Origin of the sequence: Pseudarthrobacter polychromogenes, assembly GCF_014644495.1 — a bacterium.
Lineage (GTDB): Bacteria > Actinomycetota > Actinomycetes > Actinomycetales > Micrococcaceae > Arthrobacter > Arthrobacter polychromogenes.
Genome location: NZ_BMKU01000007.1, coordinates 74840 through 101223, shown reverse-complemented (window position 1 = coordinate 101223; position 26384 = coordinate 74840). Strand labels below are relative to the sequence as shown.

The following is a 26384-nucleotide window of genomic DNA, read 5'->3' as shown; positions in this document are numbered from 1 at the left end:
GGCACCTATTCAACCGCGCGGACCACCTTGATATTGAAATTGGGTGTGCCCAGGGCGGAGTAGAGGCGCAGCCAGAGCGGAAGCAGCATCTCGGCGCCGCGGGCGGTGGTGATGTCGCCCAGGTCGATCACATCGCGGTGGCCCAACTCCTCCAGCAAACCCCTGACCACGGTCTTTGCGTCCGGATCATCCCCTGACAGGAAGACGGAATGGTCGCCGCCGGCGAGCCGGCGCGGATCCACCATCAGTCCGGCATTCATCGTGTTGAGGGTCTTTACAACCCGCGCGCCGGGGAAGGCCCGCTGGATCCGCTCGGCGAGGCTGTCCGTGTTCACGGGGTTCAGTACCGGCGGCATGCCCCGGGAGAAATCCAGGGGGTTGGAAACGTCCATCAGCACTTTGCCGGCAAGCCGTGCTGCCCCGGCCGAGCTTAGTGCCTCCAGCGCTCCAGCGCCGTTCGTGGCATTAACCACCAACTCGGCGGCCCCCGCAGCCTCGGCGAACGTTGTCAGCGGGATGTGACAATTCGCGGCATGCCATTCGCTGAACGCAGGCGCACCCATCATGTCCGGCCCGGTCCTGGCGAACGTGGCGCCTGGATCCCGGGTTCCGATGTCCGCGTCATGCCCCAGCGCGGTGAACGCACCCGCGAGGGTCCGCCCCACCATGCCTGTGCCAAGCACCGCAATCTTCATGGCCTCCTCCTGTGGAAAGCAGACAGCTTGAAAGTCGTGTGAAATGCAGGCGCGAAGGCTGTGAAGCAACCTGCCTGCTGGTTCCGAGAGTACTCCCCGGCCCGGACAAGGCAAGCGCCGGAATGAACAACGGCGCGGAGCGGTTGTAGCCGGGGCAAACCGAAACGCTCGAAAGGAACCATGGGCACCCTCCCGGCCGCCAAGGTGGAACGCTGGCAGCGCTTCCGCGACAACCGCAACAAGGCCCTCGCTGCCCCCCACGGCTGGCTCACCCTCACCTCGTTCCAGTGGCTGGAGGACTCTCCCGCCGCCGTCGAACTGGCACCCGGCCTCTGGTCAACGGATGGTACGACGGCGTCACTCACCGCAGTGCCCGCGGACGGGCTGTCCCTGGTGGAGTCAGGGGACGCTGTGCCCGCTACCATCACGGCGGCCCTTGCCGATGAGGAGTCCCTGATGTGGGTGCAGTTCGGCGGCCCCGGCGGGGACCAGGTGGTGGTGGAACTGGCCAGGCGGGCCGGGCGCTACGCCATCCGGACCCGGGACGCGGCCTCGCCGGTGCTCACCGAATTCACCGGCGTCCCCACTTACGGATACAAACCGGAGTGGGAGGTGGCGGGCCGGTTCGAGCCGTATCCCGAACCCGTGGACGTTCCCATCGCCACCGCCAACCCCCTGGTGGACGGCGTCCACCGGAGCGTGGGTGAGGTGGTGTTCCGGGTCCCCGGCAGCGGCCACGAGTTCCGGCTGCAGGCGGAAGGGGAGAAACTCGGAGCACTGACCGTCACGTTCCATGACGAGACCAACGGGGACACCACGGATGACTGGCGGAAGCTCGCCGTGCCCCGCCCGCGGCCGGACCATTCGGTGGTCCTGGACTTCAACCGCGCCATCAACTATCCCAGCGCGTTCACCCCCTACGGCACGTGCCCCATGCCCGTGAAGAACAATTCGCTGGATGTGCGCGTGGAGGCGGGCGAGAAGCTGCCCGCCTCCGATTGAATGATTGGCTGAGTCAGGCGATGGCTGACATTCCGGTGACGGCGCGGCCTGCGATCAGGGTGTTGATTTCGAAGGACCCTTCGTACGTGTAGATCGCTTCGGCGTCGGAGAAGATCTTCGCCATCCGGTAGTCGGTGACAATGCCGTTGCCGCCCAGGATGGACCGGCCCAGAGCCACCGTCTCCCGCATCCGTGCGCTCACGTACGACTTCGCGAGTGCCACCTGCGGCATGTCCGCGGCGCCTGCGTCCTGCAGCCGGGCAAGCCCGGCCATCATCCCCATACCCGCCACGGCGTTGCCCAGCATGGTCACCAGCTGCTGCTGGATGAGCTGGAACTGGGCCAGCGGCCTGCCGAACTGATGCCGCTCCACGGCGTACCGCCGGGCGACGTCAAAGGCGGCAAGCTGCTGGCCTACGGCCTGCCACGCCACCATGATCCGTGAACCCCGCAGCAGCTCCCTGGTGTCGGCGAAACTGCTGATATTCGCGAACCGGTCGGCCTCGGCCACGTGCACATCCGCCAGGACAATGTCCGCATTCTGCACCGTCCGCAACGCGATCTTGTTTTCGATCCGGGTCCGGCTGACGCCCGGCAGGGTGGCGTCCACAATGAACCCGCGCACGGACCCGTCAGCCTCGTCGCGGGCCCACACCAGCATGTAGTCGCAGAACGTCCCGTTGCCGATCCAGCGCTTCGCGCCGTTCAGCACCCAGGTATCGCCGCCGTCGTCCGGCTCTCCGGTGGCCGACGAGATCCGCCGCGCCCGCGTCTCCATCCCGCCGGCAACGTCCGAACCGTGGTTGGGTTCGGTGAGGGCAAACGCACCGGTGATGCGCAGGCTGGCGGCGTCGGCCAGCAGCCGCTGTTTCTGGTCCTCACTGCCGAAGTCATAGAGCGACTGGACGAACAGGTCGTGGTGGACCATAAAGAACGTGGCGATCGACGTGTCCACCCGCGTCATCTCGGCAATGACCAGGCCGGCGAACAGATGGCTGTAGCCGCGCTCGGCGGGAGTGCTCAGTTCCAGGGCAGCCAGTTTGGGCAGGATCTGCGCCGGGAACTCGGCCTTGTTCCACCAGTCGCCCGCATGGGGTGCGATCTCCGCGGCCAGGAATTCCCGCAGTTCGGCCAGTTTGTCCCGTTCCTTCCGGTCCAGCAGGGACTCAAAATCAAAAAAGTCCGCTGAGGGCAGGTCCGGCATGCTGTCCCGCACTGTTTCGGAGCCCGCCTTGTCAGCCCCCATCATTTCGGTCCCATCCGGATGGCCCCGTCCAGGCGGATGGTCTCTCCGTTCAGCATGGCGTTCTCCACGATGTGCGCCACGAGGGCCGCGTATTCGCCGGGTTTGCCGAGCCGGGAGGGATGCGGCACCTGTGCGCCCAGGGAATCCTGGGCGTCCTGGGGCAGCCCGGCCATCATGGGCGTTTCGAAGATGCCGGGGGCGATGGTGACCACCCGCACAAGCGAGCGCGCCAGTTCGCGTGCGATGGGCAGGGTCATGGCCGCCACGGCACCTTTGGAAGCAGCATAGGCGGGCTGGCCGATCTGCCCCTCGAAGGCGGCAACGGAGGCGGTGTTGACGATCACGCCGCGTTCCGGGCCGCCCAGTTCCGTGACGGCCGGCTCCGTCTCAACCATCGCGGCCGCCGCCAGCCGCAGGACGTTGAAGGTGCCGATCAGGTTCACCTGGATGACGCGGCTGAATGCTTCAAGGGGAAGCACGCCGTCCCGGCCAAGGACCTTTCCGGGAGTGGCGATCCCGGCGCAGTTCACCACAATGCGCAGCGGCCCCAGTCTGGCGGCGGTGCCGACGGCGGCCTGCACCTCGGCTTCGTTCGTCACGTCTGCGGGGGAAAAGACGGCGGTCCGCCCTTGAGTCCGGGACGCATTGAGCTCTTCTGCCAGGGCCGCGCCGCCGGAGGACGGGAGGTCGACCAGCACCACGGAAGCGCCGTCGCGGAACAGCCGCCGTGCAGTAGCCGCCCCCAAGCCGGAGGCTCCCCCGGTCACCAGTGCAACAGCGCCTTTGACGTCCATACATCCTCCTTGATGCGGGCCCGCGGCGGCTTAAGGCCGCCAGGTGTTAGTTAGTGAATGTTAACTGAAATACCGGTAACCCGCACCAGCGGCCGGCCGGGACCGGGCCGGGGCCGCGCGTTAGGGTGGAAAGCATGACCCGCCTGGACCCCGCCCCCGCCCGCCAGGACCCGTTCCGCTGGGACGCCAGGGCCAACCAGGCTGCACAGTCCGTAACCGCGCTCTTCGGGCGGAGGCTGTTCTTCCTGCCGGGCACCCACCTGGGGGCCGTGAAATGGCCTTCCCCCGCATGGCACAAGGACCCCATGGGAGCGCTGGCAGGCCCCTGGCATTACTGGTGGCAGGCACATTATGTTGACTGCCTGGTTGATGCGGGTCGGCGGGAACTGGCCAACGGCGCCACGCCGGCCGCCAGGTTCAACGGCCCCGGACACCCCAGCGCCGGTCGCCTGGCTTCCCGGCTGGTTACGGGAATCCGCCTGCGCAACGCCTTCACCTTCGTCAACAGCTATTACGACGACATGGCCTGGCTCGCACTGGCCACCCACCGCCTCGACACCCTCGCCGGGGAGGCACGCAGGCGCGGCCGCCGGCGCAACGCCCGCGTCCGCAGGTCCCTTACCCTCCAGTTCGAGGCCGCCTGCACGGATGACCTGAACGGCGGCGCCTTCTGGAGCAAGAAACGGGATTTCAAGAACACCCCGGCCTCGGCGCCCATAGCGCTCCACTTTGCCCGGACCGACCACCCGCAGAAAGCCCGGGCGCTGCTGGACTGGCTGGATGCCACCCTTTTCGACCCGGACCAGGGCCTGTACCTGGACGGCGCACGGCTTGGCCCGGCCGGGGAAGTGTTGGTGGAACGCACGGTCTACACCTACAACCAGGGCCCCGTACTGGGCGCCCTCCTGGAAATGGGCGGAGAGGCAGACCTTGCCCGGGCAGCAATGGTGGTGGACGCCGTGGACCGGCTGCTCACAGTCCCATCCTCCACCGGAAAGCCACAGGCTCCTTCACCGGTGCGTACAGCCGGCAGCGCGCCATCCACCGGCGCCGTGGCCAGCAGCCCCATGACCAGCAGCGGGGGCCGGGTGCTGCGCTGCGAGGGATCGGGCGACGGCGGCCTGTTCACCGGCATCCTGTGCCGCTACCTTGCCCTCGCCGCTGCCGACGGCCGGCTTCCCGCGCAGACCCGCACCACCGCCGCCCGGCTGGTGGCAGGAACGGCTGAGGCCTTGTGGTCCGGAAAGCGCACCGTGCAGGCCGGCGAGGCTGCGGACAGGGGCCACGGCGCCGTCATTTTCTCCCAGCACGCCGCGCAACCGGGGGGCGAAACATACCCGCCGGGGGCCGCCGTCGAACTGTCCACCCAGCTGCAGGCGTGGATGGTCCTGGAGGCAGCGGCAACCCTGCCCGGCAACGCCGGCAACGCCAGCAGCAATTAGGGCACGCAATAGTTTTGTAATTGTTGTGACCCTCGTCACTTAAAGCGGTTTCTGGTTTGTTGCTTAGGTTTGCCTACCCTACAGTTCCAAGCGTGGGCATCCTTCCCCGACGCCCAACAGGACCCCGTCCGCCCGACGTTTCCCCAGAAAGCAGTCCCCCCATGAAGATCCGCAACAGCGCCCTGGCCGGCATCGCACTCGCCGCCACCGCAGCACTTGGACTGACCGCCTGCGGCGGCAGCACCACCCCCGCAGCCACTGGCTCGTCCGACGCCTCCGCTGGTGCGGGCAACGGCGAAATCACCGTGTACAACGCACAGCACGAGAGCCTGACCAAGGAATGGATCGATGGCTTCACCGCCGAGACCGGCATCAAGGTGACCATGCGCCAGGGCTCGGACACCGAGCTCTCCAACCAGATCATCCAGGAAGGCGCAGCATCCCCGGCTGACGTGTTCCTGACGGAGAACTCCCCGGCCATGACCCAGGTGGAGAACGCCGACCTGTTTGCGGACGTGGACGAAGCCACCATCGCGCAGGTGCCTGAAGAGTTCCGCCCGTCCACCGGCAAGTGGACCGGCATCGCTGCCCGCTCCACCGTCCTGGTGTACGACAAGAACAAGCTGACCGAAGACCAGCTGCCCACGTCCATGCTGGACCTGGCGAACCCGGAGTGGAAGGGCAAGTGGGCTGCCTCCCCGTCCGGCGCCGACTTCCAGGCCATCGTCTCGGCACTCCTGGAGCTCAAGGGCGAGGCCGCCACGGAGGAATGGCTCAAGGGCATGAAGGAAAACTTCACGGCCTACAAGGGCAACAGCACAGCCATGAAGGCCGTCAACGCCGGCGAGGTTGATGCCGCGCTGATCTACCACTACTACTACTACGGCGACCAGGCCAAGACCGGCGAGAACTCCAACAACGTCACCCCGTACTACTTCAAGAACCAGGATCCGGGCGCGTTCGTGTCCGTATCCGGCGGCGGTGTGCTGAAGACCTCCAAGAACCAGGAAGCTGCCCAGGAGTTCCTGAAGTACGTCACCGGGAAGAAGGGCCAGGAAATCCTGAAGGACGGCACCTCCTTCGAGTACGCCATCGCCTCCGACGTTCCCGCGAACGAGAAGCTCGTTCCCATCGCAGAGCTGCAGGCTCCCACCGTGGATCCTGCCAAGCTGAACTCGGAGAAGGTCACCGAACTGATGACCTCGGCAGGACTCCTCTGATTTCGTGACTCCTGATCTATCGGCTCCCCCACGGGGGAGCACGACGACGGCGGGCCGGGGCAACAGCCCCCGCCCGCCTTTCGGCGTTTCTGCGGTGTCCGCCCTGGCGGTGCTGATTGCCCTGTTTTCGGTCGTCCCGCTGGGCTACGTGGTCTACATGACCGTGGCAACGGGCTGGGACACCGCCGTCGAACTCATCTTCCGGCCGCGCGTGGCCGAACTGCTGCTGAACACCGTCCTGCTGATGGTCTTCACCGTCCCGCTGTGCCTGGTCCTGGGGGTTGCCGGCGCCTGGCTCGTGGAACGCACAACCCTGCGGGGCGCGCGGGTGTGGGCCGTGCTGCTGGCTGCGCCGCTGGCCATCCCGGCGTTCGTCAACAGTTACGCCTGGGTTTCCGCCATTCCTTCCCTTGGTGGCCTGGGCTCCGGAGTCCTGATTGCCACCCTGTCCTACTTCCCGCTGGTCTACATCCCGGCCGCCGCTGCCCTCAGCCGGCTGGACCCGGCCATTGAGCAGTCCGCGGCCGCGCTGGGCCTCGGAGCCTGGCGCACGTTCTTCCGGGTGGTCCTCCCCCAGCTCCGCATCGCCATGACCGGCGGCGCGCTCCTGGTGGCCCTGCACCTGCTGGCCGAGTACGGGGCGTTCGCCATGATCCGTTTCGATACGTTCACCACGGCGATCATGGTCCAGTACCAGTCGACCTTCAACGGGGCGGCAGGGAACATGCTGGCCAGCGTGCTGGTGTTTTTCTGCCTCCTCCTGCTGCTGGCCGAGGTCCGGAGCCGCGGTACTGCACGGTATGCACGCATTGGCCCCGGAGCGCAGGCCAAGGCGCTGCGCCTGCCGCTGCACGTGTACCAGCTTCCAGCCCAGGCGTTCCTGCTGGCGCTCACGGCACTGGCTTTCGGCCTGCCCCTGTTCTTTGTGCTGCGCTGGGTGGCTTCCGGCGGAACGGCCGCCTGGGCTGCGGACGAGTTCCTTCCGGCGCTGCTCACAACGCTCGGCTACGGCCTGGTAGGCGCCCTTGCCACCATTGTGGTGGCGTTCCCCATGGCCTATCTTGCTGTCCGCCATCCCGGCTGGTTCAGCAAGTCGCTGGAGCTCTCCAACTACATCACCAGCTCACTGCCCGGAATCGTGGTGGGCCTGGCTTTCGTCACGGTAAGCATCCGGGTGGTCCCCGGGATCTACCAGACCGCAGGGGTGCTGGTGGCGGCGTACGTGCTGCTGTTCCTGCCCCGCGCCCTGGTCAACCTCCGGGCCGGCCTTGCACAGGCGCCCAAGGAACTGGACGAGGCGGCGCAGGCGCTGGGCAAGCCGCCGCTGGTGTCCTTCATCAGGGTCACCCTGCGGCTTACGGCGCCGGCAGCGGCGGGCGGCGCAGCGCTGGTGTTCCTGGCCATCGCCAACGAACTCACCGCCACCCTGCTGCTGTCCCCCAACGGAACGCGCACCCTTGCCACCGAATTCTGGAGCAAGAGCAGCGAAATCGACTACGCCGGCGCCGCGCCGTATGCGCTGTTGATGATCCTGCTCTCCGCGCCCATGACGTACCTTCTCTTCCAGCAGTCCAAGAAAGTAGCCGGACAGTGACAGAACAAGCCCCTTCCAGGTTGCCGGAGCCGCGGGTGGCCCCGTCCGTGGCACCCACCACGAACAGCCACCTGGAGATCACCGACGTCACCAAGAACTTCGGCAACCAGGCCGTCCTGAAGGGCGTCAACCTTTCCGTGGCCAGGGGCGGAACCACAGCCATTGTGGGACCCTCCGGATCGGGCAAGACCACCCTGCTGCGGCTGATTGCCGGGTTTGAGCACCCGGACACGGGCAGCATCGCGCTCAACGGCGCCAAGGTGGCGGGCGACGGCGTGTGGGTGCCGGCGCACAAACGGCACATTGGGTACGTGGCACAGGACGGCGCCCTGTTCCCGCACCTGAGCGTGGGGAAGAACATCGCGTTCGGGCTGGACCAGGACCGCCTGCCGGGCGGCCGGCGGGCGGTGGCCGGACGGATCAGCGAGTTACTGGAGATGGTGTCCCTGGACCCGGCCATGGCCAAGCGCCGCCCGCACCAGCTGTCCGGCGGCCAGCAGCAGCGGGTTGCCCTGGCACGGGCCCTGGCGCGTGAACCGGAACTGATGCTCCTTGACGAGCCTTTCTCAGCACTCGATGCCGGACTCAGGGTGGCCACCCGCCGTGCCGTGGCCAAGGTCCTGAACGAGGCGGGGGTCACCACCATCCTGGTCACCCACGACCAAGCCGAGGCACTGTCCTTCGCGGACCAGGTGGCCGTAATGCGCGGCGGCAAGCTCGCCCAGATCGGCAACCCGTTCGTGGTGTACACCCGCCCCGCAGACCGTGCCACGGCGGAGTTCCTCGGAGACGCCGTCATCCTCGATGCCTGGCTTGAGGGCTCGCTGGCCACCTGTTCCCTGGGTGCCATCCCCGTCCGCAGGCCGCCGGCGCAGGGCCGCGTGCAGCTGATGCTGAGGCCGGAGCAGATCCGGATCGCCGAGGACGCAGCCATCCGCGGGGTGGTGGTGGACACGGACTACTTTGGCCCGGAAACCACTGTCCGGCTGAAGCTCTCGGTCCCGCCGCAGCTGGCCTCCAGTCCGGACCACCGCTATCCCGGCGGCGGCGAGATCATCACCATCCGGCACTGGAACGCCTCCATCGCCCGCCCGGGCATGGAGCTGTGCCTGCGTGTGGTGGGCGAAGGTGTGGCGTTCCCGCTCGATTCCTGAACACGCTCGATCCCTGAACACGCTCAGTTCCTGAACGGCGGGCCCGCGCACAGGCACAGGCCCACGTTCCCCACGGGACGGCCGGCTCAGCGGATGGCGGCCAGCGGCGTGACTGCGCCGCCCCTGATGCCGACGGCAGCACCCGAGGCCGCAAGCCGGGCGTCTCTGGCCCCCGCCGGCGGGAAAACCAGCGACGTCAGCGTCTCGCGGCCGCCATCCACGAACACTTCCACGGAGGACCGGTCAATGTAGGCGGTCAGCTGAACCGTGTCCGCGCCGGTGTTGCCACTGGCCGAGCTCACCGTCCGGTAGCCCTCCGCCGGGCCGCCGGCAGCCTGCGCCACCGAATCCCCGTCCCGGACCACAAAGGCCTGCCCGGTCCCAAAGTCGTAGCCCACCGTGGCGTAGGCCTTGCCGCCGCTTTGCAGGAGGACGCGCGCTTCACCACTGCCGGATGCAGGCTTTTCCAGTTCCAGGTCCACCTTGAACGCACCGCTGTCCGGAACCGGCAACTCCTCCCCCGCGCCTTCCCGGACGGTGCCCGCGGGGATCTGTTCCGGATTGCCTTCCAAGGCCTCCAGCGCAGGGGTGGGCGCCGAGGCCAAAGCCGGACGCCCGCCGTCGGACACCAGCCGGATGTCACGCACCACGGAAGCTGCCCCGAACCATTCCCCGGTGGGCAGTTCCCGGGCGTACGCCCAGTTGTTCATCCAGCCGATGGCGTGCCGCGAAGCCTTCCGCTGGCCGTCCGTCAGGCGCGGGTCATCCCAGGTGACGGCGGCGTAGAAGTCCGTCCCGCCGTCGAGCCACTGGTGGTCTCCGGAGTCCGGCGCGAAGGTCTTCCCGTCCCAGCTTCCCGTCCAGTACGCCAGCCCCGTGGTGCGGCCTTCCCCGGAACCGTTGGCACTGGCGGCCAGCACCCACGTCCGTTTGGACGGGTCGCCGTCGACGTCCAGCTGGAAGAAGTCCGGGCACTCAAGGATGCCCAGTCCGTCGCGCTCAAAAGCCGAAACATAGGTCCAGGCTTTGAGGTCCGGGGACGTGTAGAAGCCGATTTTGTGGCCTTCGGCCAGCAGCATCAGCCACTGGTTGTTGGCGTCATCGCGGACAATGCGGGGATCACGCCAGTGTTCTTCGCCCGGGTTGTCCATCACCGGATTCTGCCCGTAGTCCTGGAAGCTGTAGCCGTTGTCCGTGGAGTAGAACAGTGACTGCCGCTGGACGCCCTCATGCTGCTGGGTGAGGACCGCGATCACGGCTCCCTTGCCGAATCCTGCGGTGCCCTCCGTATCCACCACTGCTGTGCCGGTCTCGATATCGCCGAGCCCGTTGCGGAACTTCTCGATGGCCACCCCCTCGTTTTTCCAGTTGACCAGGTCGGTGCTGGTGGCGTGGAACCACTCGGTGCCGTTCCCCTCCGGGTAATCGGCGTTGTACAGGTAGTAGTAGTGCCACTGGCCGTCCAGGAAGAAAGGCTTCTGGGGATCGTTCATCCAGCGCTGGTCCGGGGTGAGGTGGTAGGCCGGGCGGTACTCGCCAGCCGGCGCCTCGAAGCGGTCCGCAGCCGGCTCCGGCCACGTCCTTTCCACGCCGAGGTCAGCCAGCAGCGCATCGCGCGCCTCGGAGCTGATGCAGTCAGGAAGGCGCACCGCAGCAGCATCCCCAACCGTGTCCGGGGCCGCGCTGCTTCGCAGGAAAACCTTGCCGTCCACGCGCGCTCCGGCCAGCCAGCCCGCACCGCATTCAATGCTCCGCACATCCTCCGCACCTTGCGTATCGAGCGCGCGCCCATGGTCCACCAGAGTGGTGTCGCCGCCTTCCAGCCACAGCGTCGCGTAGCTGCCGGTGGAGTCCCTGGCCGTTGCCTGCGCCGACGCAACACCGTCCAGAACACGGCCGGCAACGGCGGCCGGGCCCGTCCGGGCGTTGCCGGCGAGCACCAGGGAGACCACCAGGACCAGGGCAGCAGCCAGGGCGGCAGCCACCCAGATCAGGGGCCGGCGTTTAAGGGCAGGGAGTACGGGTCCGAGGATTTTTCGGGGCATGGTTTTCGATCCGTCGCTGAACGCACAAGTGCCGCTCCCCAGCAGGGGAACGGCACCAGCGCAAGTGAACCGTCAATTTTACAGGCATGCCGGCGGGAACCCAACCGGGCACGGATTCCCGGATCCATTGCCCGCGCGGTCAGTTCACGCCGCCGGGCCGTTTCTTTTGCGGATACAGCGATTCTCCGCGCGCCAGCATCTCCACGAATTCGGCGATCCTCTTCTCGCGGGTGGCAGGCCGGACAGCGGAGTTGACCCGGTAAATCATTGCAAACCGGTTTGTCCCCGTGAGGACATCGAACATCGCCTGGGCGGCGGGAACCGCGGCGATGGCCGCCGCCAGGTCAGCTGGAACTTCAGCCACCGCCTGGCCGCCGTACGCATTGTCCCAGCGGCCGTCGGCCTTCGCCGCGTTCACAGCTGCCCAGCCGGCATCGGTCATCCGGCCTGCCGCGTCCAGCCGCGCCACATGGCCGACGTTCCGGGCAGACCACGGGCTCCGGGGCCGGCGGGGCGTCATCCGCTGGAGCGACGTCTGCTCATCTCGGCGGCGCGCCTGGCCATCGATCCAGCCAAAGCACAGGGCCTCATCCAGCGCCGCGGCGTAATCCAGTTCCGTGACGGTTCCGCCCTTCTTATGCAGGACCAGCCACACCCCCGGGCTGGTGCTGTGGTTTGCCTCCAGCCAGCTGCGCCACGCCGCCGCGTCCGGCAGCAGCAGCTCCTCAAGTTCAACGGCCATGCCCCTATTCTGCCCCCGCATCACGGCGCCACGGCAGCCCCTCTCCACAAGCGCCGGTGCCGTGGCATCATGGGCCTAAGGTCCCTGGCTACCGAGGAAAAAGGAATCCAAGATGCTCCGTGTGCGCCCCCTTCACTTCACGTCCAGACTGGATTCCTGGGACAGGCTCCTCACCGCCCTGGGCATGGTCCGGACCGAGAACGACGCCGGCTGGCAGGTTTTCGACGCCGGATCGGGACGCCTGGCCCTCCACGCCGTCCCCGAGGGGGCCGCGGAGGACGGCAGCACCGCGCTGGCAGTGGAGGTGGGAGACCTCGCAGAGTTCGCCCGGCGCACCAACCTGGCTGCCGAGGAAGACGGAACCACACCCGCAGACCTCGTCGCCGCGGACCATGGCGACGCCTGCCGGATCACGGCGCCCGACGGTTTCAGCTTCCTTGCGGACAAAGCCGCCCACGGCGCCCAGTGCGCCGACGCCGATCCTGCCCTGGCCGTCGTCGGGGTCTGGTTCACGGAGGACCCCGCATCTGCCTCCCGCACCCTGCAGCAGGTGGGCGCGCGGCCCCGCCCGGTCCCGGACCAGGACGACACCGCCGACTTCACCGCAAAGAACGGCGGGGTCCTGATGGTCCGTCCGGCCTCGGGAGCGCCGCGTTCCGGCCTGGGTTTTGAGTACGACGGCGGGCTGGAGCCTTTGCGGGAACGCCTCGCCTCAGCAGGCATCGAGGCCAGCATCACGGAGGAAGCCTTCGCGCACACCCTCCACGTTGCCAGCCCCGATGCCGGGGCCGGGGCAGCCGGGCACGTGCCGGCGACTCTCTGGATCTCCCAGCGTCACGAATGACAGGTCGGACACAGAGCGGCCGGATGAACCGACGCATTCCGCCGGCAGCTGAGTTCCACCCGTCACGCAGCGTCCCATGGGGTAGAACTTAACCATGAACGTGCGCACCCCTGACCCGAATCCCGGCTGGCTCTCCGAAGAAGACCTCTTTGAGGCACGCGGGCGGCTGCCCATGGTCTATGTGGAGGCTGTGCCGGTCAGGCTGGACCCGCTGGGCTTCGTCAATGAGGTGGGGACCCTGCTCCAGGCCGACGAGGACGGGACCATGGTCCGGTCCCTGGTCTCGGGCCGCGTCATCTACCGCGAGACCATCCGCGCTGCCCTGCTGCGGCATATGGAAAAGGACCTGGGACCGCTGGCGTTCCCGCAGCTTCCCATCAGCCCGGTGCCCTTCACCGTGGCGGAATACTTTCCTGCGCCGTCCCAGACCGGATTCACGGACGAGCGGCAACACGCCGTGGCCCTGGCCTACGTCATCCCGGTGACGGGCGAATGCGAGCCCCGCCAGGACGCCCTGGAACTGACCTGGATGACCCCCGAGGAAGTCCTCAGCCCCGGCGTCCAGATGGAGTTCGTCGGCGGCCGCGGCAGCCTTATCCGCCAGGCGCTGGCCTTCGCCGGCGTTGGCTTCTGACACATACGCCGGAACCTGGGGGTCCCCGATTTTAGGTGCCCGCCTTTGTAGACTGTAGGGCGGACCGCAAGAGAACTTAAGGACTCCCATGACCGAAACACCAGCCGCCAGGCACCATCTTGAACAGCAGGCTGGATCTCTGACCACCGGCACCCACATTGTCCTGCCCGACGGCGGGCGGACGGCGGAAGTCCACCAGGTCGAGCTGGAGCGGGACGACTTCGGAGCCCCCGCACTCGTGCTCGCCAGCCTTACCGGCGGCGGAACCCTGCGCATCGCAGTGGGCACCACTGTGACGGTGGTGGACGGAAACGCCGACGCCGTCACCCAGCTTCCACGGACAGCCCGCCCTGGGCAGGACTCAGGGCAGAAGGCAGCGCAGGACGCAGGGCAGGAGCAGCCCAGGCAGCTCCGCGAAGAGGCGGCGACGGCTGCGGCGGCTCCCGCCGTCGTCGTACCTCCCCTTCCTCCAGTCCCGCCGGCACTCAGCGGACCCAGCGAAGAGGACCTGGCACTGATTCCAGCACCGCAGGGTACCCCGGAGTCCGTTGTGGAGGCTGCGGCGGAGGCGCATCCCGATGCGATGGGTGTCCTGTTACTGTCCGACCGGCTGGCGAAGGGCGTCAACTTCAAGTCCGGCAGCTGCCTGAAGGACCTGAGCGACCTTGCCCACGAGCTGTTCATCACGCTCAAGGACGCCGATGGCTCGCTGGCGGTGGCCGACCTCCTCAACGTCCTCCCCTTCGACGGGAACCCCGGCCGGTGGTCATCCGTGGAAGCATCCCTGGCGCTCTCCAGCTACATCTGCCGCCAGAACGGCCAGTCGGAACGGGCCGAGGTGTACGAGAAGCTGATCCGGACCCCGGAAAACCAGGAGACGGACCCGTTCAAGGCCAGGATGGCCGCCAAAGTACGGCAGCGATCGCTGAATGAGCCCAACCTGTACGACAAGGAAATTTTCCGCTCCATCGACAACTCGAACCATGACGCCGAACGCGAATGGAGACTGCTGCGGCTCGAGTCCCTGCTGTTCCTGCGTGCCCACGGCGGCTCCGAAACCATCGGGATGGTCGAATTGGAGCGGCGTATCAGCAATGAGCTTGAGGCCGTCCGCGCCTGAGGGTGCCTGACTTTTGGGCACGGCGCCCGGTTGGGTAATTTGCCCCTACCCGGCGCCCGGCCGGAGTTGTACATTCGGGGCTATGACGAACAATCTCAGCGTAGTGATCAACGCCGACGCGCCGCAGGTCTGGACCATGCTGCGTGAACCGTCCAAAGTAGCCCAATGGCATGGCTGGCAGGCAGAGGACCTGGACTCCGAGATCAAGGAGATCTACTTCTCCGGCGATGTTGAGGAGTCACCGGACCACACCAGCCTGACTGTCCATGGCGGGGACGTCTTTGAGCTGAAACCCGTGCCCAACGGAACGCAGGTCAGCGTGACCCGCGGGGCGCTGGACCACGATTCCGAATGGGCTGCCTGGGACGAGGACATCACCCAGGGCTGGCTCACGTTCCTGCAGCAGCTCCGTTTTGCCTTGGAACGCCATCCGCACGGCAAGCGCCACACCCTGTTCCTGCACCTCACGGAGGGACAGGGCTCCGCGATCGAAAAGCTTGGGCTTTCCGATCTCCCGGCGCCGGGCGAAAACTACCAGGTGCGGCTGGGGACCGGCGAGGAGATCAGCGGCAGGGTCTGGTACCGGACCAGCCATCAGGTGGGCCTCACTGTCCACAGCTATGCCGAGCATGGGGAGGGACTCCTGGTGGTGGCCGACCATCCCGCGATCAAGGACGTACGCGAGGACGGCGAAGGCTCGCTGGTCATCGCCTCCACCTACGACCTGGGCGCCGCAAGGCTCGAATCGGTACGCTCCTCCTGGGATTCCTGGCGGGCTGAGAACTACCCGGCATCCGAACCGGTCAGCTGACCGGGTGAGCTGACAGCCCGGTTGCCGGGCGGCAGCCGGGCGGTAGCCGGTGCGGTTGCCGGGATGGCGCAGAATGCTGGCACACTGGTACGGTGCCAGCCAACCCTGCCCCAGCTCCTTTCCCTGCCGCCGCCACGGCTGAAACGGCCCTTACTGGAACGGCCCCGTGGACTGCGGCCGGCGCCGCAGCGGACCGGCAGTCGGAATTCTCCTTCCGGGTGGGCACCCGGCTCAGCGAGAACTGTCCGCCGTCCGCTGCCCAGGTGGCTTCCAACGGCGGCCAGTTCCTGGGACGGACCGGGACCATCTCCACGCCGCACGGTGAGATCCAGACCCCGGCGTTCATCGCCGTCGGGACCAAAGCCACCGTCAAGGCAGTGCTGCCTGAGGCCGTGGCGGACCTCGGCGCGCAGGCTGTGCTGGCCAACGCCTACCACCTGTACCTGCAGCCGGGCGCGGACATCCTGGACGAGGCAGGCGGCCTTGGCGCCTTTATGAACTGGTCCGGACCCACCTTCACGGACTCCGGCGGGTTCCAGGTGATGAGCCTGGGCTCGGGTTTCAAGAAGGTCATCGACATGAACACCGTTACTGCCGCGGGCGCGCCCGGCCCGGATGACGCCGTTGCCCCCGGAAAGGAACGCCTGGCCCACATTGACGACGACGGCGTGTGGTTCAAGAGCCACCTCAACGGCGACCGGCACCGGTTCTCCCCCGAAATTTCCATGCAGGTGCAGCACCAGATCGGCGCGGACATCATGTTCGCCTTCGATGAGCTGACCACCCTCCAGAACTCGCGCAGGTACCAGGAGGAATCGCTGGAGCGCACCCGCCTGTGGGCGCTGAGGTGCCTCGAGGAGCACTTCCGGCTGACCTCGTCCCGGGCGGGCAAGCCGTACCAGGCCCTGTTCGGCGTGATCCAGGGCGCGCAGTACGAGGACCTGCGCCGGAAGGCCTGCCGGGACCTGGGCGCCATGCCGTTCGACGGGTTCGGCATCGGCGGGGCACTTGAGAAGGAGAACCTGGGCACCATTGTCCGCTGGTGCAACGAGGAACTGCCCGAGGACAAGCCGCGCCACCTGCTGGGCATCTCCGAGCCGGATGACATCTTCACGGCCATCGAGAACGGCGCGGACACCTTCGACTGCGTCTCCCCCACGCGGGTGGCCCGAAACTCAGCCTTCTACACGCCGCAGGGACGATTCAACCTCTCCGGCGCCAAGTACAAGCGCGATTTCGGCCCCCTCCAGGACGGCTGCGACTGCTATGCCTGCACCAACTACTCGCGGGCCTACATCCACCACCTCTTCAAGGCGAAGGAGATGCTCTCCGCCACGCTGATCTCCATCCACAACGAACGGTTCGTGGTGAAGATGGTGGACGACGCCCGCCTGGCCATCGAGGATGGGACCTTCTTCGACTTCAAGGCGGAGACGCTGGGGCAGTACTACTCGTAGCCTGCCCGGCGCACGCAGGCGCCGGGCCGCCGTCGCCGAAATCGCCGGAACAGGGCGAGTTCGCCGGTGCGTTCCGGCGGGCCTGCAGCTTTCCGGCGATCCCGCTGCAGGTGGAAGGTACGACGCCGGGCGGCGGCTACGCTGCGTTCGTCACCGCTGCCGTCGGGGCCCCGTAGCTCGGTTCGCGCTTCTTCACCGAACGGATCACCAGCGACGTCACCGGGACCAGGATGAACTCCACCAGGGTCTTGTACACGAAGCCCACCACCACGTAGTTCACAAACGTCGCGGCGTCGGTGATCCCGATGACCGAGGCGGCGATGCTGCAGAAGATCAGCGTGTCCACGAACTCGCCGGCCACCGAGGAACCCATGATGCGGGCCCACAGGGACTTCTCGCCGGAGCGCGCCTTCATCCGCACCATGATCCAGGAGTTGATGGTCTGCCCAGCCAGGAAGGCCAGCAGCGATGCCAGCACAATCTGCGGAACCGGGCCGAGCGCGCCCTCCAGGGCGGCCTGCTTGGACGTTCCGAACTCGTCATCGAAGCCGGGAAGGGCAATGATCGCCCAGTAGCAAAGCGATGCGAAGACGGACAGCGCAAAGGTGGTGAGGATGGCTTTGCGCGCCACCTTGAAACCGTAGACCTCGCTGATGACGTCCCCCAGGATGTACGCCAGCGGGAAAAGGAAGAAGCCGCCGTCCGTGATGATCGGCCCGATCGCCACCCCCTTGGACGCCCCGATGTTGGACAGGATCAGCACCACCGCCATGATCGCCAGCATGATGCCGAAGAACGGGGAGCCAATCGAAGCGAACCGTGCGCGGTCCGGAACTGAAGGGGTCGGGGGCAGGGCGTGGTGGCCTGAAGCTGAGGTCATTGCAGAGGTCCGTTCGTAGTGGTTCGCTCGGTACCCGAAGGGCGGGAACACCGGCTGTATTAGCACTGTCCCCCAATTCTCCCACTGCGGGAGCGGCAGCTGTGCAGCGGCTCTACGGGCCTAATCTGAACGTGTTCAAATCTGTGGTACTTTTCTTGAACACGTTCAATTTTAGGGAAGCCCATGACCGTAAAAAGCGAGCAGACGCGCCAATTGGTGGCCGACGTCGCCCTGCGGATGTTCCGGGAGATCGGCTTCGCCAAGACCACCATGCGGGCCATCGCAGCCGAGGCCGGCATCTCGGTGGGCAATGCCTACTACTACTTCGCATCAAAAGACGACCTGGTCCAGGAGCTGTATCTGCAGGTACAGGCGGAGCATGCGGCCAGGGCTGCCGAAGCGCTCAAGGATGCTGCCGACCTCACCGGCCGGCTCAAGGCCACCCTCCACACAGGCCTGGACGCCATGGCCCCCTACCACCGGTTTGGCGGCGACTTCATAGCTACGGCCATCCGCCCGACGTCCCCGGTCAATCCCTTCGCCGCCGGTTCATCGGCGGCCCGCGAGGCGTCGCTGACCATCTTCCGCACGGCAGTTGAGGCAGCGAAGCCTCTGGCACCTAAAAAGCTCAGGCCCGATCTTCCGGAACTGCTGTGGCTTTGTTATATGGCCGTCACCCTCTTCTGGGTCTACGACACCTCCGAGGGGCAGCAGCGAACCAGGCGGCTGGTGGACGGCGCCGTCCCGCTGATCACACGGGGACTCTCACTGGCACGGATGCCGGGCGTAGGCAGGATCCTCGACGACTTCCTGAGCCTGAGCCGCAGCATCCGCGGCTAATCCGAAACAAAACACATTGGGGGGAAAATGAGCGGCACCAGAACGGTGGTACTGGCTGGAGCTTCCGGATTCATCGGCAGATATATCCGGGCCCGCTTCGAGAAGGATGGCTGGACCGTGCGCACCATTGGCCGTGAAGGCGCCAAGGGTTCGCCAGCGGCCACGTGGGATGACGACGACGGCCGCCTGGCCCAGGTGCTGGACGGTGCGGAGTTTCTCGTGAACCTCGCCGGACGCTCCGTCTCCTGCCGCTACAACGACCGGAACAAGGCAGCCATACTGCAGTCCCGCGTTGCGACCACGGCGGCACTTGGCCGCGCCATCGCACTTTGCCGGCAGCCGCCGTCGACCTGGCTCAATGCGAGCACCGGCACCATCTACCGCAACGCCGTCGACCGCCCGCAGTCGGAACGTGACGGCGAACCCGGAACGGGATTCTCCGTGGACGTTGCCCGCGCCTGGGAAGCGGAACTCGACGCCGCCGTGACGCCGGGGACACGCAAGATTCCGCTGCGGATCGCCATCGTCCTCGGCCGCGGAGGAGGAGCACTGCGGCCCTTCGTAATCCTGGCCCGGCTGGGTCTGGGCGGCCGGATGGGACCAGGCACGCAGAAATTCAGCTGGATCCATGTGGAGGACCTCTACCGGTGCGTGCGCTTCGTGCATGCGCGGAAGGACATCACCGGGCCGGTGAACGTGGCTTCACCGGATGTGGTGACAAACCGCGAACTGATGCGCATGGTCCGCCGCGCGTACGGGGCCCGGTTCGGCATCCCCACTCCCGCCTGGCTTCTGCGGCTGGGTGCCGTACTGATCCGGACAGAGACGGAGCTGGTCCTGAAGAGCCGCTGGGTCCAGCCGGAGAAGCTGCTGGACGCGGGTTTCGTCTACAGCCAGCCAGAACTGGGCCGCGCGCTCCAGCAGATCGCCAAAGCCAGGTGAGCCGGCCGCGCCGGGTGACTTTTGGCCCCGCCGCCTTCCTCCTCGGCGCCGCCCTTACTGTCTTTGTCTTTGGCCTGCCATTCGGTCCCCCGGGGTACGTATTCTCAATTGGAGCGGCCCTGCTATTCGGCATGCCGCTGGCTCTTCTGGTGGGGATGCTTCTGCGGTCTGTCCGCAACCAGTGGATTCATATCCTCGCTATAGGCGGGGCCGGCATCGTCACCGGCATGGTGACACTTCTCTTCCTCGTTGGCACCCGGTGGTATTCGATGTGGGGCTTAGCGCTATGGGCCGGATTTTGCGCCGCGCTGGGCCGCTCGGCCGTGGTACCAATCGTCAAGGCGCACGATGAAACGGAACAGGGCCACGACGCTGGGCCGTCGCCAGCAGCGGCGGTCTTGGAACCCTGACCAGCCGCACGTCCAGATGCTGTACGGCCCCACAAAGCGGGCGTTCGACGCCGGATGGCAGGATGGTGCCATGACTTCCGTTTCCGCTGATGTCCAGTCCCCCGCTGCCGCTCCCGCCGTTGTCCTGACGATCGCCGGTTCAGAGGCCACCGGCGGCGCCGGTGCCCAGGCCGACCTGAAGACGTTCCAGGAGCTGGGGGTCTTTGGCATCGCCAACCTGACGTGCATCGTCTCGTTCGACCCGAACGACGATTGGAACCACCGGTTTGTCCCGGTGGACCAGCAGGTCATCGCGGACCAGCTGGAGGCGACCACGGCCGCTTACGGGCTGGCATCAGATGGTCAACCACTGCCCGGCCGGCCGGTGCTGGACACCGTCAAGATCGGGATGCTGGGCAGCCCCGCCACCATCGCCACCGTGGCTGGTGCACTGGAAGCCAACAGTTTTGGCAACGTGGTCCTGGATCCGGTCCTGATCTGCAAGGGCCAGGAGCCGGGGCACGCGCTGGACACGGACCAGGCCCTCAAGGCGCAGATCCTGCCGCTGGCCACGTTTGTCACACCCAACCATTTTGAGGCCGAATCGCTGTCTGGCCTGGAAATCACCGATGTCGAGTCCCTCAAGGCCGCCGCCATCCGCATCCACGAAATCAGCGGCGCGGCCGTACTCGCCAAGGGCGGGGTGCGGCTGGAAGGCCCGGACGCCGTCGACGTGTTCTACGACGGCGAAACCCTGGAAGTCCTGAGCGCACCCAAGGTGGGCGAGGTGGCTGTCTCCGGCGCCGGCTGCTCGCTGGCTGCCGCAGTGACAGCGGAACTCGCCAAGGGGGCATCGCCGCTCGACGCAGCCCGCACAGCCAAGGACTTTGTCACCGCGGGGATCCGCAATCGCGTGGCCTCCGGCGCCCCGTTTGATGCACTGTGGCAGGGCGGCGCCCGCTAACCCGCCACCCAGCCCCGGACGCTCTCTCACTAGATGCGCGTTTTCCCGAAACCCTCTTGCACTGTGCGCGAGAGGGTTCCGTATTTTCCTGCATTAGCTGATGGAGCGTCGTCTGGGAGGGACGACGGCGCGGGGCAGCCCTAGACGTTCGTTCACCTGGGGTCGGTTACAGTTCCCATGAACAGCGGCAGCCCGGTTTCGCCATGAACGATCTGGTAGTGGAACGGCCGGTCGAACGCGATGGTCCGCTCGGGCTCCGGTGGAGCGCTGGTGGCCTCTCCGTTGATCTGGGTTACAGCGGCGGCAATGGTGCCCTTTTCGGCCACCGTGATGTTGGCAGCCTGGGCGGCTTGGGTAATCATCATCTGCGGCTGGATGTTGTTGAAGTCCTCCGTGGTACCGAGCATGTTCTCCAGGCCCAGCGCATCGAAGACCTGGCGGAGATCAAAACTGGACTTGTGGTCCCAGCGGGGCAGCTGGATCTGGACTGACGCGGGCCGGGCGGTATCAAACGTGTCCGCGACTTCCGCAAGTTTCTCCGCGTCGAACGCCACAGGGGCGGCCGTGCCGTCGGGAGCGGTTTTCCCTGCGGGCAGGACCAGCCGCATGACGAAACCGTCGGCATAGGGAAGATCCACACCCTGCCAGCCGGCACCTTCCGCATATTTCATCGTGAGTTCGTTGTGCATGGCTGGCACGATGATTTCCTCGCCCACCGCTGTTGTGAAGGGCAGGTCAGAGGTGGCGTTCGGATCGAACGGTGCGCTCCAGGCAGAGGCGAAGTACAACGAGTTGAGCAGGCTGAAAGTGTTGTTGGGGTCGTACTCCGCCGGGGCTTCCTTGATCCTGCCGCCGGTGTTCCTGTTCACCCAGGCATCAATGGCGGGCTTCGTTGCACCCTCATCACTGAAATCCACGGGATAAACGCCTGTCCCATAGTGCCGGGCCAGGGTATCCAGGAAGGGCTGCCCGGTAGGCACGTCCGTATCTACAAACAGGCCGTTGGCCGAGTGCATGACCGGCTTCTGCGGCGGGTTCTCCTCATCCACCGCACCGGGGTCACCGTCGAACCTTTCGAGCGAGCGGAGGACCGCGTTCATGGCCTCATCGCGCGTCTCGGGAGGAAATTGCAGGATGCTGTCCATCTCGGCCGCGGTCTTACCGGTGGCACCTGCACGGAGCATGGCGAGGGCAATTAGGAGGCTCCCGGGCGAGGACACCACGTTCCCGTTTGCGCCGTCGCCGCCGTCGGCCAGCAATGCTCCGCCGAGGAAGAGCGCCGAAGCCCGGAAGGAGCGCAATTCAGCGGCGTACTCCTCCCGGTCCACATAGACCCGCTCGACGCCGTCAGCCGTGAGGAGCTCCGGGGCCGGGGACGGGCCCGGCGCCGCGCACCCTGCCAGTCCCATCAAGGCACCCCACGCGATCATCCGCTGAAAACGAAACATCTCTGTTGCCTCCCCGGCATGCCGCGGGCGGGAATCCGCCTCCTCCCAGTGAAACAGCGACGACGGCGCGGGACGATGCCGGCAGGGTCACGCTTTGCGCTCGATTTGGTCTCACCCCGGGACGCTCTCCCACTTAGCGCAAGAAAACCCGGCACGCTCTCCCACTTAGCGCAGGAAAACCTGCGGCGCTCTCTCACTTTCCTGAAGAGAGTGATAGAGCGTTCAGGTATTTCCTGCAGGAACTGATAGAGCGTCCTGGCGTGGTGGGCGGACGACGGCGGGTGGGCACCCGCCGTCGTACGTCAACTGTCCTGCCGCAGGTTCGGGCGCGCAGTTCCTCAGCGCGGAAAGCCTCATGAATACCGTCGGAGTCCCCCTGCACCCGGCGGCAGCGGACGCGTACCGGGCGCTGCAGGGCTGACCCAAGCCCCATCACTTCCCGCCGCGTATCCGCCAACGCCCCATGCCCACCACAAGCGGGCAGGCATTGGGTCAGGTTTCGCCTTCTTATCCACATACGCGCTTCAGGCTGTCGCAGGGCTGAGGGTTTCCTCCCTACTGTTTGGAGGACCAGGAGAGCAGGAAGGAAGCGAGGATCACTGTGGGCAGGAACCAGCGCCGACGGGCGGGACGAACGAACCATGTGCGGAACCAACCAGGAGACCCTTTCAAAGCCTCCGCACCGCAAGTGGCCACCCCTTCATCGGGCAACGTCCGGGAGTTGGAAACCCTGGCCCCGGCCTTCATGTGCTGGTACGTCCAGCGCCCCTTCAGCACAGACGTGGAAGAGGTGCTGGCGAGCCTGAAGCTCTTCTTCCGCTTCTACCCTGAGTTTGGTGAAAAGCGTTCCATCACTGCCCTCGACCCGGCCGAGGTCGCAGCAAGATTGGCGTCCCTCATCATCCATACCGTCTATGAAGGCATCGTGGCCACCTATTCGCTGACGACGTTCCTGCGCTTTCTCCACGATTCCGGCCGGTGGTCCGGCAAGCCTGAATCGTACCGGGCAGTAAACGGCATCCTGACGGACATCATCTGCCTGGACATGCGCTCGGCACCCGGCGGCGCGGAGACGGCTAACGTCGTCACGGCTGCCCCCGCTGGCTAGCTCCCCGAGTGCGCCTGAAGGAAGCTGTACACCTCGGTCTCGTCCACGCCGGGGAAGGCCCCGGGTGGCATTGCAGCCAGCAGGTGCGAGTGGGCCCGCGCGGAAGGCCACGCATTGCCGGCCCAGTGGGACGCAAGCTCGGCCGGCGGTCGCTTGCAGCAGTTTGGATCCGGGCAGGTGGACTTGGCCCTTGCCGTCGTCTCCCGCCCCCGGAACCATTTCACGTGCTGGTACGGAACCCCGATGCTCAGCGAAAACTCTCCGGTGGCGGAGCGTTCGGTGCGGGCGGTGCACCAGTAAGTCCCCGAGGGCGTGTCGGTGTACTGGCTGTAAGCACTGAATTTGTCCGGCACGTCGAACACTGCACGGGACGTCCACGCCTTGCACGACGGCTGGCCCTCGATGGCGCCGGTGTGGTCCTGGGGGAACGCCACGCCGTCGTTCTCGTAGGCCTTGTAGATGATCCCGCTCTGGTGGGTCTTCTGGAAGTGCGTGGTGATGCCCAGGTGCTGGGTGGCGAGGTTGGTAAACCGGTGGGCGGCCGTTTCGTAGGACACGGCAAAAGCATCGCGGATGTCTTCCACCGCGATCTCCTTGGCGGCCTTGGCCTGGTGCAGGAATTCCATGGTGGCCTGCTCGGGGAGCAGGAGCGCGGCGGCAAAATAGTTCGTTGCTACGCGCTGGGCCAGGAAGTCGCCGTAATTCTTGGGGGTTTCATGGCCCAGGACGTAGTGGCCCAGCGCCTGCAGCAGCACCGACCGGGGGTCATGGTCCGTCCGCTGGTTCTGGGTGAGGTAAATTCTGCGGTTCTTCAGGTCGGTTACGGACCGCGTTGAATGCGGCAGGTCACCCACGTGGTGGAGCGTGAATCCAAGGTTCTCGGCGATGTCCGCGATGACGTGCTGGCTGAGCGGACCGGTGGTGTAGCCCACGGCCTTGAGGACCTTCTGCGCCTCGGCCTCGTACTCAGGGAAATAGTTGCCGCGCTCGCGCATCATGGCCCGCAGTTCACCATTCGCCCGGCGGGCTTCCTCAGGGGTGGCCACCTGCTCGTTCATCTTGCGTTCCAGCTCGTGCAGCAGGCCCACCTGGGCCTCCAGCACATCCAGCGGAAGCCGCGAACTGATGCGGATTTTGGGCAGGTTCAGCGTCTCGTACAGCGGGCTGCGCTGGTAGCGTTCCAGCTCGATCTCCAGGGCGGCGCGGCGGCTGGGCGGTTCGGCACCAAGAAGTTGGTCCATGCTGACGTTGAGCGCGGAGGCCAGGTGCTGGAGCAGCCCCAGCTTGGGTTCCCGCTTTCCGTTCTCGATCAGGCTCAGCTGGCTGGGCGCCGTACCGACGGCGGCGCTGAGGTCATCGAGGGTCAGTCCAGCCTGCTTGCGCAGATGCCTGACCCGCCGGCCCAGGCTGATGACGTCCAGTCCAGCGGGCGCGGCGGAGGGTGTTTGCGGCGAGACTTCTCTGTTCCAGCTTCCAGGCGTCATTTCTGAAGGATACGTGAAGAAATGCATTTCTTTCCATACTTTTTCCCTAGAAAGGTGCTTGAAAGTGCTGAAAAGTAGTGATTACGGAAAGAAACACCGCACCGGGAAGCCGGCGGGAACTGCAAAGGCGCAGTTCCCGCCTACCGATTCCGGAGCTCAATCAAGGAGATCAACGATGACTGCAGCATTTGAGCCCACCCAGCAGACGCCCGCAGAGCAGGCCGCCGCCCTGGAGCTCGAGTGGGCCGCCAACCCGCGCTGGGAAGGTGTGACCCGGGACTACAAGGCTTCCGACGTCGTCCGCCTCCGCGGCCGCGTCTCCGAAGAACACACCCTGGCCCGCCGTGGCGCGGAGAAGCTGTGGAAGCAGCTGACCGAAGAGCACAAGACGGGCGGCTACACCAACGCCCTTGGTGCCCTCACTGGCAACCAGGCCGTGCAGCAGGTGAAAGCCGGCCTCCGCGCCATCTACCTCTCCGGCTGGCAGGTCGCAGCCGACGCGAACAACTCCGGCCACACGTACCCGGACCAGTCGCTCTACCCGGCCAACTCGGTCCCGACGGTGGTCCGCCGCATCAACAACGCCCTCCTCCGGGCAGACCAGATCGAGTTCTCCGAAGGCGTCCAGACGGTCGAGGACTGGATGGTCCCGATCATCGCCGATGCCGAGGCAGGCTTCGGCGGACCGCTCAACGCGTACGAACTGATGAAGTCCATGATCCAGGCCGGCGCCTCAGGCGTTCACTGGGAGGACCAGCTCGCCTCGGAGAAGAAGTGCGGCCACCTCGGCGGCAAGGTGCTTATCCCAACCCAACAGCACGTCCGCACTCTGAACGCCGCCCGCCTGGCCGCCGACGTCGCCGGCACCCCGTCCGTGGTCATCGCCCGTACCGACGCAGAGGCAGCCACCCTGATCACCTCCGACGTCGACGAGCGGGACCAGGAGTTCATCACTGGCGAGCGCACCGCAGAAGGCTTCTACAAGGTCCGCAACGGCATCGAACCCTGCATCGCCCGCGCCAAGGCCTACGCCCCGTACTCCGACCTCATCTGGATGGAAACGGGCACCCCGGACCTCGAGCTGGCCCGCAAGTTCGCCGAAGCGGTAAAGGCCGAGTTCCCGGACCAGATGCTCTCCTACAACTGCTCGCCGTCGTTCAACTGGCGCAAGCACCTGGACGACGCCACCATCGCGAAGTTCCAGCGTGAACTTGGCGCCATGGGCTTCACGTTCCAGTTCATCACCCTGGCCGGCTTCCACGCCCTGAACTACTCGATGTTCGATCTCGCCCACGGCTACGCCCGGGAAGGCATGAGCGCCTACGTCGAACTGCAGGAGAAGGAATTCGCCTCCGAATCCCGCGGCTACACCGCAACCAAGCACCAGCGCGAAGTCGGCACCGGCTACTTCGACGACATCGCCACTGCGCTCAACCCGAACGCATCCACCCTCGCACTGGTCGGATCGACCGAAGAGGGCCAGTTCCACTAAATCTTTCCCAAGTAAGTAGCAGTAGGTGTCGTTTTGA

Annotated in this window: 23 protein-coding genes; 15 read left to right on the top strand and 8 right to left on the bottom strand. The window is 66.3% G+C overall.

What is annotated here, in order from left to right; genetic code table 11:
- Nucleotides 1–5: 5 nt before the first annotated feature.
- Nucleotides 6–695 carry an NADPH-dependent F420 reductase gene (locus tag IEX43_RS12595; protein WP_188811498.1) on the bottom strand — a complete coding sequence of 230 codons (690 nt, stop codon included), beginning with the start codon at nucleotides 693–695 and terminating at the stop codon, nucleotides 6–8.
- A 180-nt stretch (nucleotides 696–875) separates the two neighbouring features.
- On the opposite strand from IEX43_RS12595, the gene IEX43_RS12590 reads away from it, so the two are divergent.
- Nucleotides 876–1697: a DUF1684 domain-containing protein gene (locus IEX43_RS12590; protein ID WP_188811496.1), complete on the top strand. Its 822-nt coding sequence runs from the start codon at nucleotides 876–878 to the stop codon at nucleotides 1695–1697.
- Nucleotides 1698–1710: 13 nt separating this feature from the next.
- On the opposite strand, the gene IEX43_RS12585 is transcribed toward IEX43_RS12590, so the two are convergent.
- Together IEX43_RS12585 and IEX43_RS12580 are read right to left on the bottom strand one after the other, a co-directional pair.
- A complete protein-coding gene (locus tag IEX43_RS12585; protein ID WP_229666445.1) occupies nucleotides 1711–2946 on the bottom strand; it encodes an acyl-CoA dehydrogenase family protein in 1236 nt (411 codons plus the stop codon).
- On the bottom strand, nucleotides 2943–3737 hold the full coding sequence (locus IEX43_RS12580; RefSeq protein ID WP_188811494.1) for an SDR family NAD(P)-dependent oxidoreductase: 795 nt from the start codon (nucleotides 3735–3737) through the stop codon (nucleotides 2943–2945). Before IEX43_RS12580 ends, IEX43_RS12585 begins: the two co-directional genes overlap by 4 nt.
- A 134-nt stretch (nucleotides 3738–3871) precedes the next feature.
- On the opposite strand from IEX43_RS12580, the gene IEX43_RS12575 reads away from it, so the two are divergent.
- The 4 genes from IEX43_RS12575 to IEX43_RS12560 all read left to right on the top strand — a co-directional run bounded on the left by IEX43_RS12575 (nucleotide 3872) and on the right by IEX43_RS12560 (nucleotide 9147).
- Nucleotides 3872–5179: a glycoside hydrolase family 76 protein gene (locus IEX43_RS12575; protein WP_188811492.1), complete on the top strand. Its 1308-nt coding sequence runs from the start codon at nucleotides 3872–3874 to the stop codon at nucleotides 5177–5179.
- Nucleotides 5180–5340: 161 nt separating this feature from the next.
- Nucleotides 5341–6399 (top strand): iron ABC transporter substrate-binding protein, encoded by a 1059-nt coding sequence (locus IEX43_RS12570; protein WP_188811490.1) that lies wholly within the window; start codon nucleotides 5341–5343, stop codon nucleotides 6397–6399.
- Nucleotides 6400–6403: 4 nt separating this feature from the next.
- A complete protein-coding gene (locus IEX43_RS12565; RefSeq protein ID WP_188811489.1) occupies nucleotides 6404–7993 on the top strand; it encodes an ABC transporter permease in 1590 nt (529 codons plus the stop codon).
- On the top strand, nucleotides 7990–9147 hold the full coding sequence (locus IEX43_RS12560; RefSeq protein ID WP_188811486.1) for an ABC transporter ATP-binding protein: 1158 nt from the start codon (nucleotides 7990–7992) through the stop codon (nucleotides 9145–9147). Before IEX43_RS12565 ends, IEX43_RS12560 begins: the two co-directional genes overlap by 4 nt.
- A gap of 86 nt (nucleotides 9148–9233) precedes the next feature.
- Here IEX43_RS12560 and IEX43_RS12555 read toward each other — a convergent pair whose 3' ends face one another.
- Both IEX43_RS12555 and IEX43_RS12550 read right to left on the bottom strand, forming a co-directional pair.
- Nucleotides 9234–11192: a glycoside hydrolase family 32 protein gene (locus tag IEX43_RS12555; RefSeq protein WP_188811484.1), complete on the bottom strand. Its 1959-nt coding sequence runs from the start codon at nucleotides 11190–11192 to the stop codon at nucleotides 9234–9236.
- 139 nt (nucleotides 11193–11331) lie between these two features.
- Nucleotides 11332–11934, bottom strand: coding sequence for a YdeI/OmpD-associated family protein (locus tag IEX43_RS12550; protein ID WP_188811482.1), 603 nt, complete (start codon nucleotides 11932–11934; stop codon nucleotides 11332–11334).
- Nucleotides 11935–12046: 112 nt separating this feature from the next.
- On the opposite strand from IEX43_RS12550, the gene IEX43_RS12545 reads away from it, so the two are divergent.
- The 5 genes from IEX43_RS12545 to tgt all read left to right on the top strand — a co-directional run bounded on the left by IEX43_RS12545 (nucleotide 12047) and on the right by tgt (nucleotide 16800).
- Entirely contained in the window at nucleotides 12047–12778 is a 732-nt protein-coding gene (locus IEX43_RS12545) for a VOC family protein (RefSeq protein WP_188811480.1), read from the top strand.
- 94 nt (nucleotides 12779–12872) lie between these two features.
- Nucleotides 12873–13412, top strand: a complete 540-nt coding sequence (locus tag IEX43_RS12540) for an NUDIX hydrolase family protein (RefSeq protein WP_066273708.1) — start codon at nucleotides 12873–12875, stop codon at nucleotides 13410–13412.
- An 88-nt stretch (nucleotides 13413–13500) separates the two neighbouring features.
- Nucleotides 13501–14532 carry a DUF6707 family protein gene (locus IEX43_RS12535; protein WP_188811479.1) on the top strand — a complete coding sequence of 344 codons (1032 nt, stop codon included), beginning with the start codon at nucleotides 13501–13503 and terminating at the stop codon, nucleotides 14530–14532.
- Nucleotides 14533–14614: 82 nt separating this feature from the next.
- Nucleotides 14615–15343, top strand: coding sequence for an SRPBCC family protein (locus IEX43_RS12530; protein WP_188811478.1), 729 nt, complete (start codon nucleotides 14615–14617; stop codon nucleotides 15341–15343).
- Between the two features lie 92 nt (nucleotides 15344–15435).
- On the top strand, nucleotides 15436–16800 hold the full coding sequence (gene tgt / locus IEX43_RS12525) for a tRNA guanosine(34) transglycosylase Tgt (protein ID WP_377102770.1): 1365 nt from the start codon (nucleotides 15436–15438) through the stop codon (nucleotides 16798–16800).
- A gap of 136 nt (nucleotides 16801–16936) precedes the next feature.
- On the opposite strand, the gene IEX43_RS12520 is transcribed toward tgt, so the two are convergent.
- Complete coding sequence (locus tag IEX43_RS12520; protein WP_188811477.1) at nucleotides 16937–17680, bottom strand: queuosine precursor transporter; 744 nt, start codon at nucleotides 17678–17680, stop codon at nucleotides 16937–16939.
- 183 nt (nucleotides 17681–17863) lie between these two features.
- Here IEX43_RS12520 and IEX43_RS12515 point away from each other — a divergent pair, with 183 nt between their 5' ends.
- From IEX43_RS12515 to IEX43_RS12505, 3 genes are all read left to right on the top strand, one after another.
- Nucleotides 17864–18520, top strand: coding sequence for a TetR/AcrR family transcriptional regulator (locus tag IEX43_RS12515; protein WP_188811476.1), 657 nt, complete (start codon nucleotides 17864–17866; stop codon nucleotides 18518–18520).
- Nucleotides 18521–18547: 27 nt separating this feature from the next.
- A complete protein-coding gene (locus tag IEX43_RS12510) occupies nucleotides 18548–19462 on the top strand; it encodes a TIGR01777 family oxidoreductase (protein WP_188811475.1) in 915 nt (304 codons plus the stop codon).
- A gap of 480 nt (nucleotides 19463–19942) precedes the next feature.
- Nucleotides 19943–20815 carry a hydroxymethylpyrimidine/phosphomethylpyrimidine kinase gene (locus tag IEX43_RS12505; protein ID WP_188811473.1) on the top strand — a complete coding sequence of 291 codons (873 nt, stop codon included), beginning with the start codon at nucleotides 19943–19945 and terminating at the stop codon, nucleotides 20813–20815.
- A 152-nt stretch (nucleotides 20816–20967) separates the two neighbouring features.
- Here the strand turns inward: IEX43_RS12505 and IEX43_RS12500 are convergent, their stop codons facing one another.
- Entirely contained in the window at nucleotides 20968–22263 is a 1296-nt protein-coding gene (locus IEX43_RS12500; RefSeq protein ID WP_188811471.1) for a serpin family protein, read from the bottom strand.
- 688 nt (nucleotides 22264–22951) lie between these two features.
- On the opposite strand from IEX43_RS12500, the gene IEX43_RS12495 reads away from it, so the two are divergent.
- Nucleotides 22952–23371 (top strand): hypothetical protein, encoded by a 420-nt coding sequence (locus IEX43_RS12495; protein WP_188811469.1) that lies wholly within the window; start codon nucleotides 22952–22954, stop codon nucleotides 23369–23371.
- On the opposite strand, the gene IEX43_RS12490 is transcribed toward IEX43_RS12495, so the two are convergent.
- Nucleotides 23368–24882: an XRE family transcriptional regulator gene (locus IEX43_RS12490; protein ID WP_188811467.1), complete on the bottom strand. Its 1515-nt coding sequence runs from the start codon at nucleotides 24880–24882 to the stop codon at nucleotides 23368–23370. The genes IEX43_RS12495 and IEX43_RS12490 overlap by 4 nt on opposite strands.
- Nucleotides 24883–25030: 148 nt before the next feature.
- Between IEX43_RS12490 and aceA the strand changes: the two genes are divergently transcribed.
- Nucleotides 25031–26347: an isocitrate lyase gene (gene aceA, locus IEX43_RS12485; protein ID WP_188811465.1), complete on the top strand. Its 1317-nt coding sequence runs from the start codon at nucleotides 25031–25033 to the stop codon at nucleotides 26345–26347.
- Nucleotides 26348–26384: the final 37 nt, after the last annotated feature.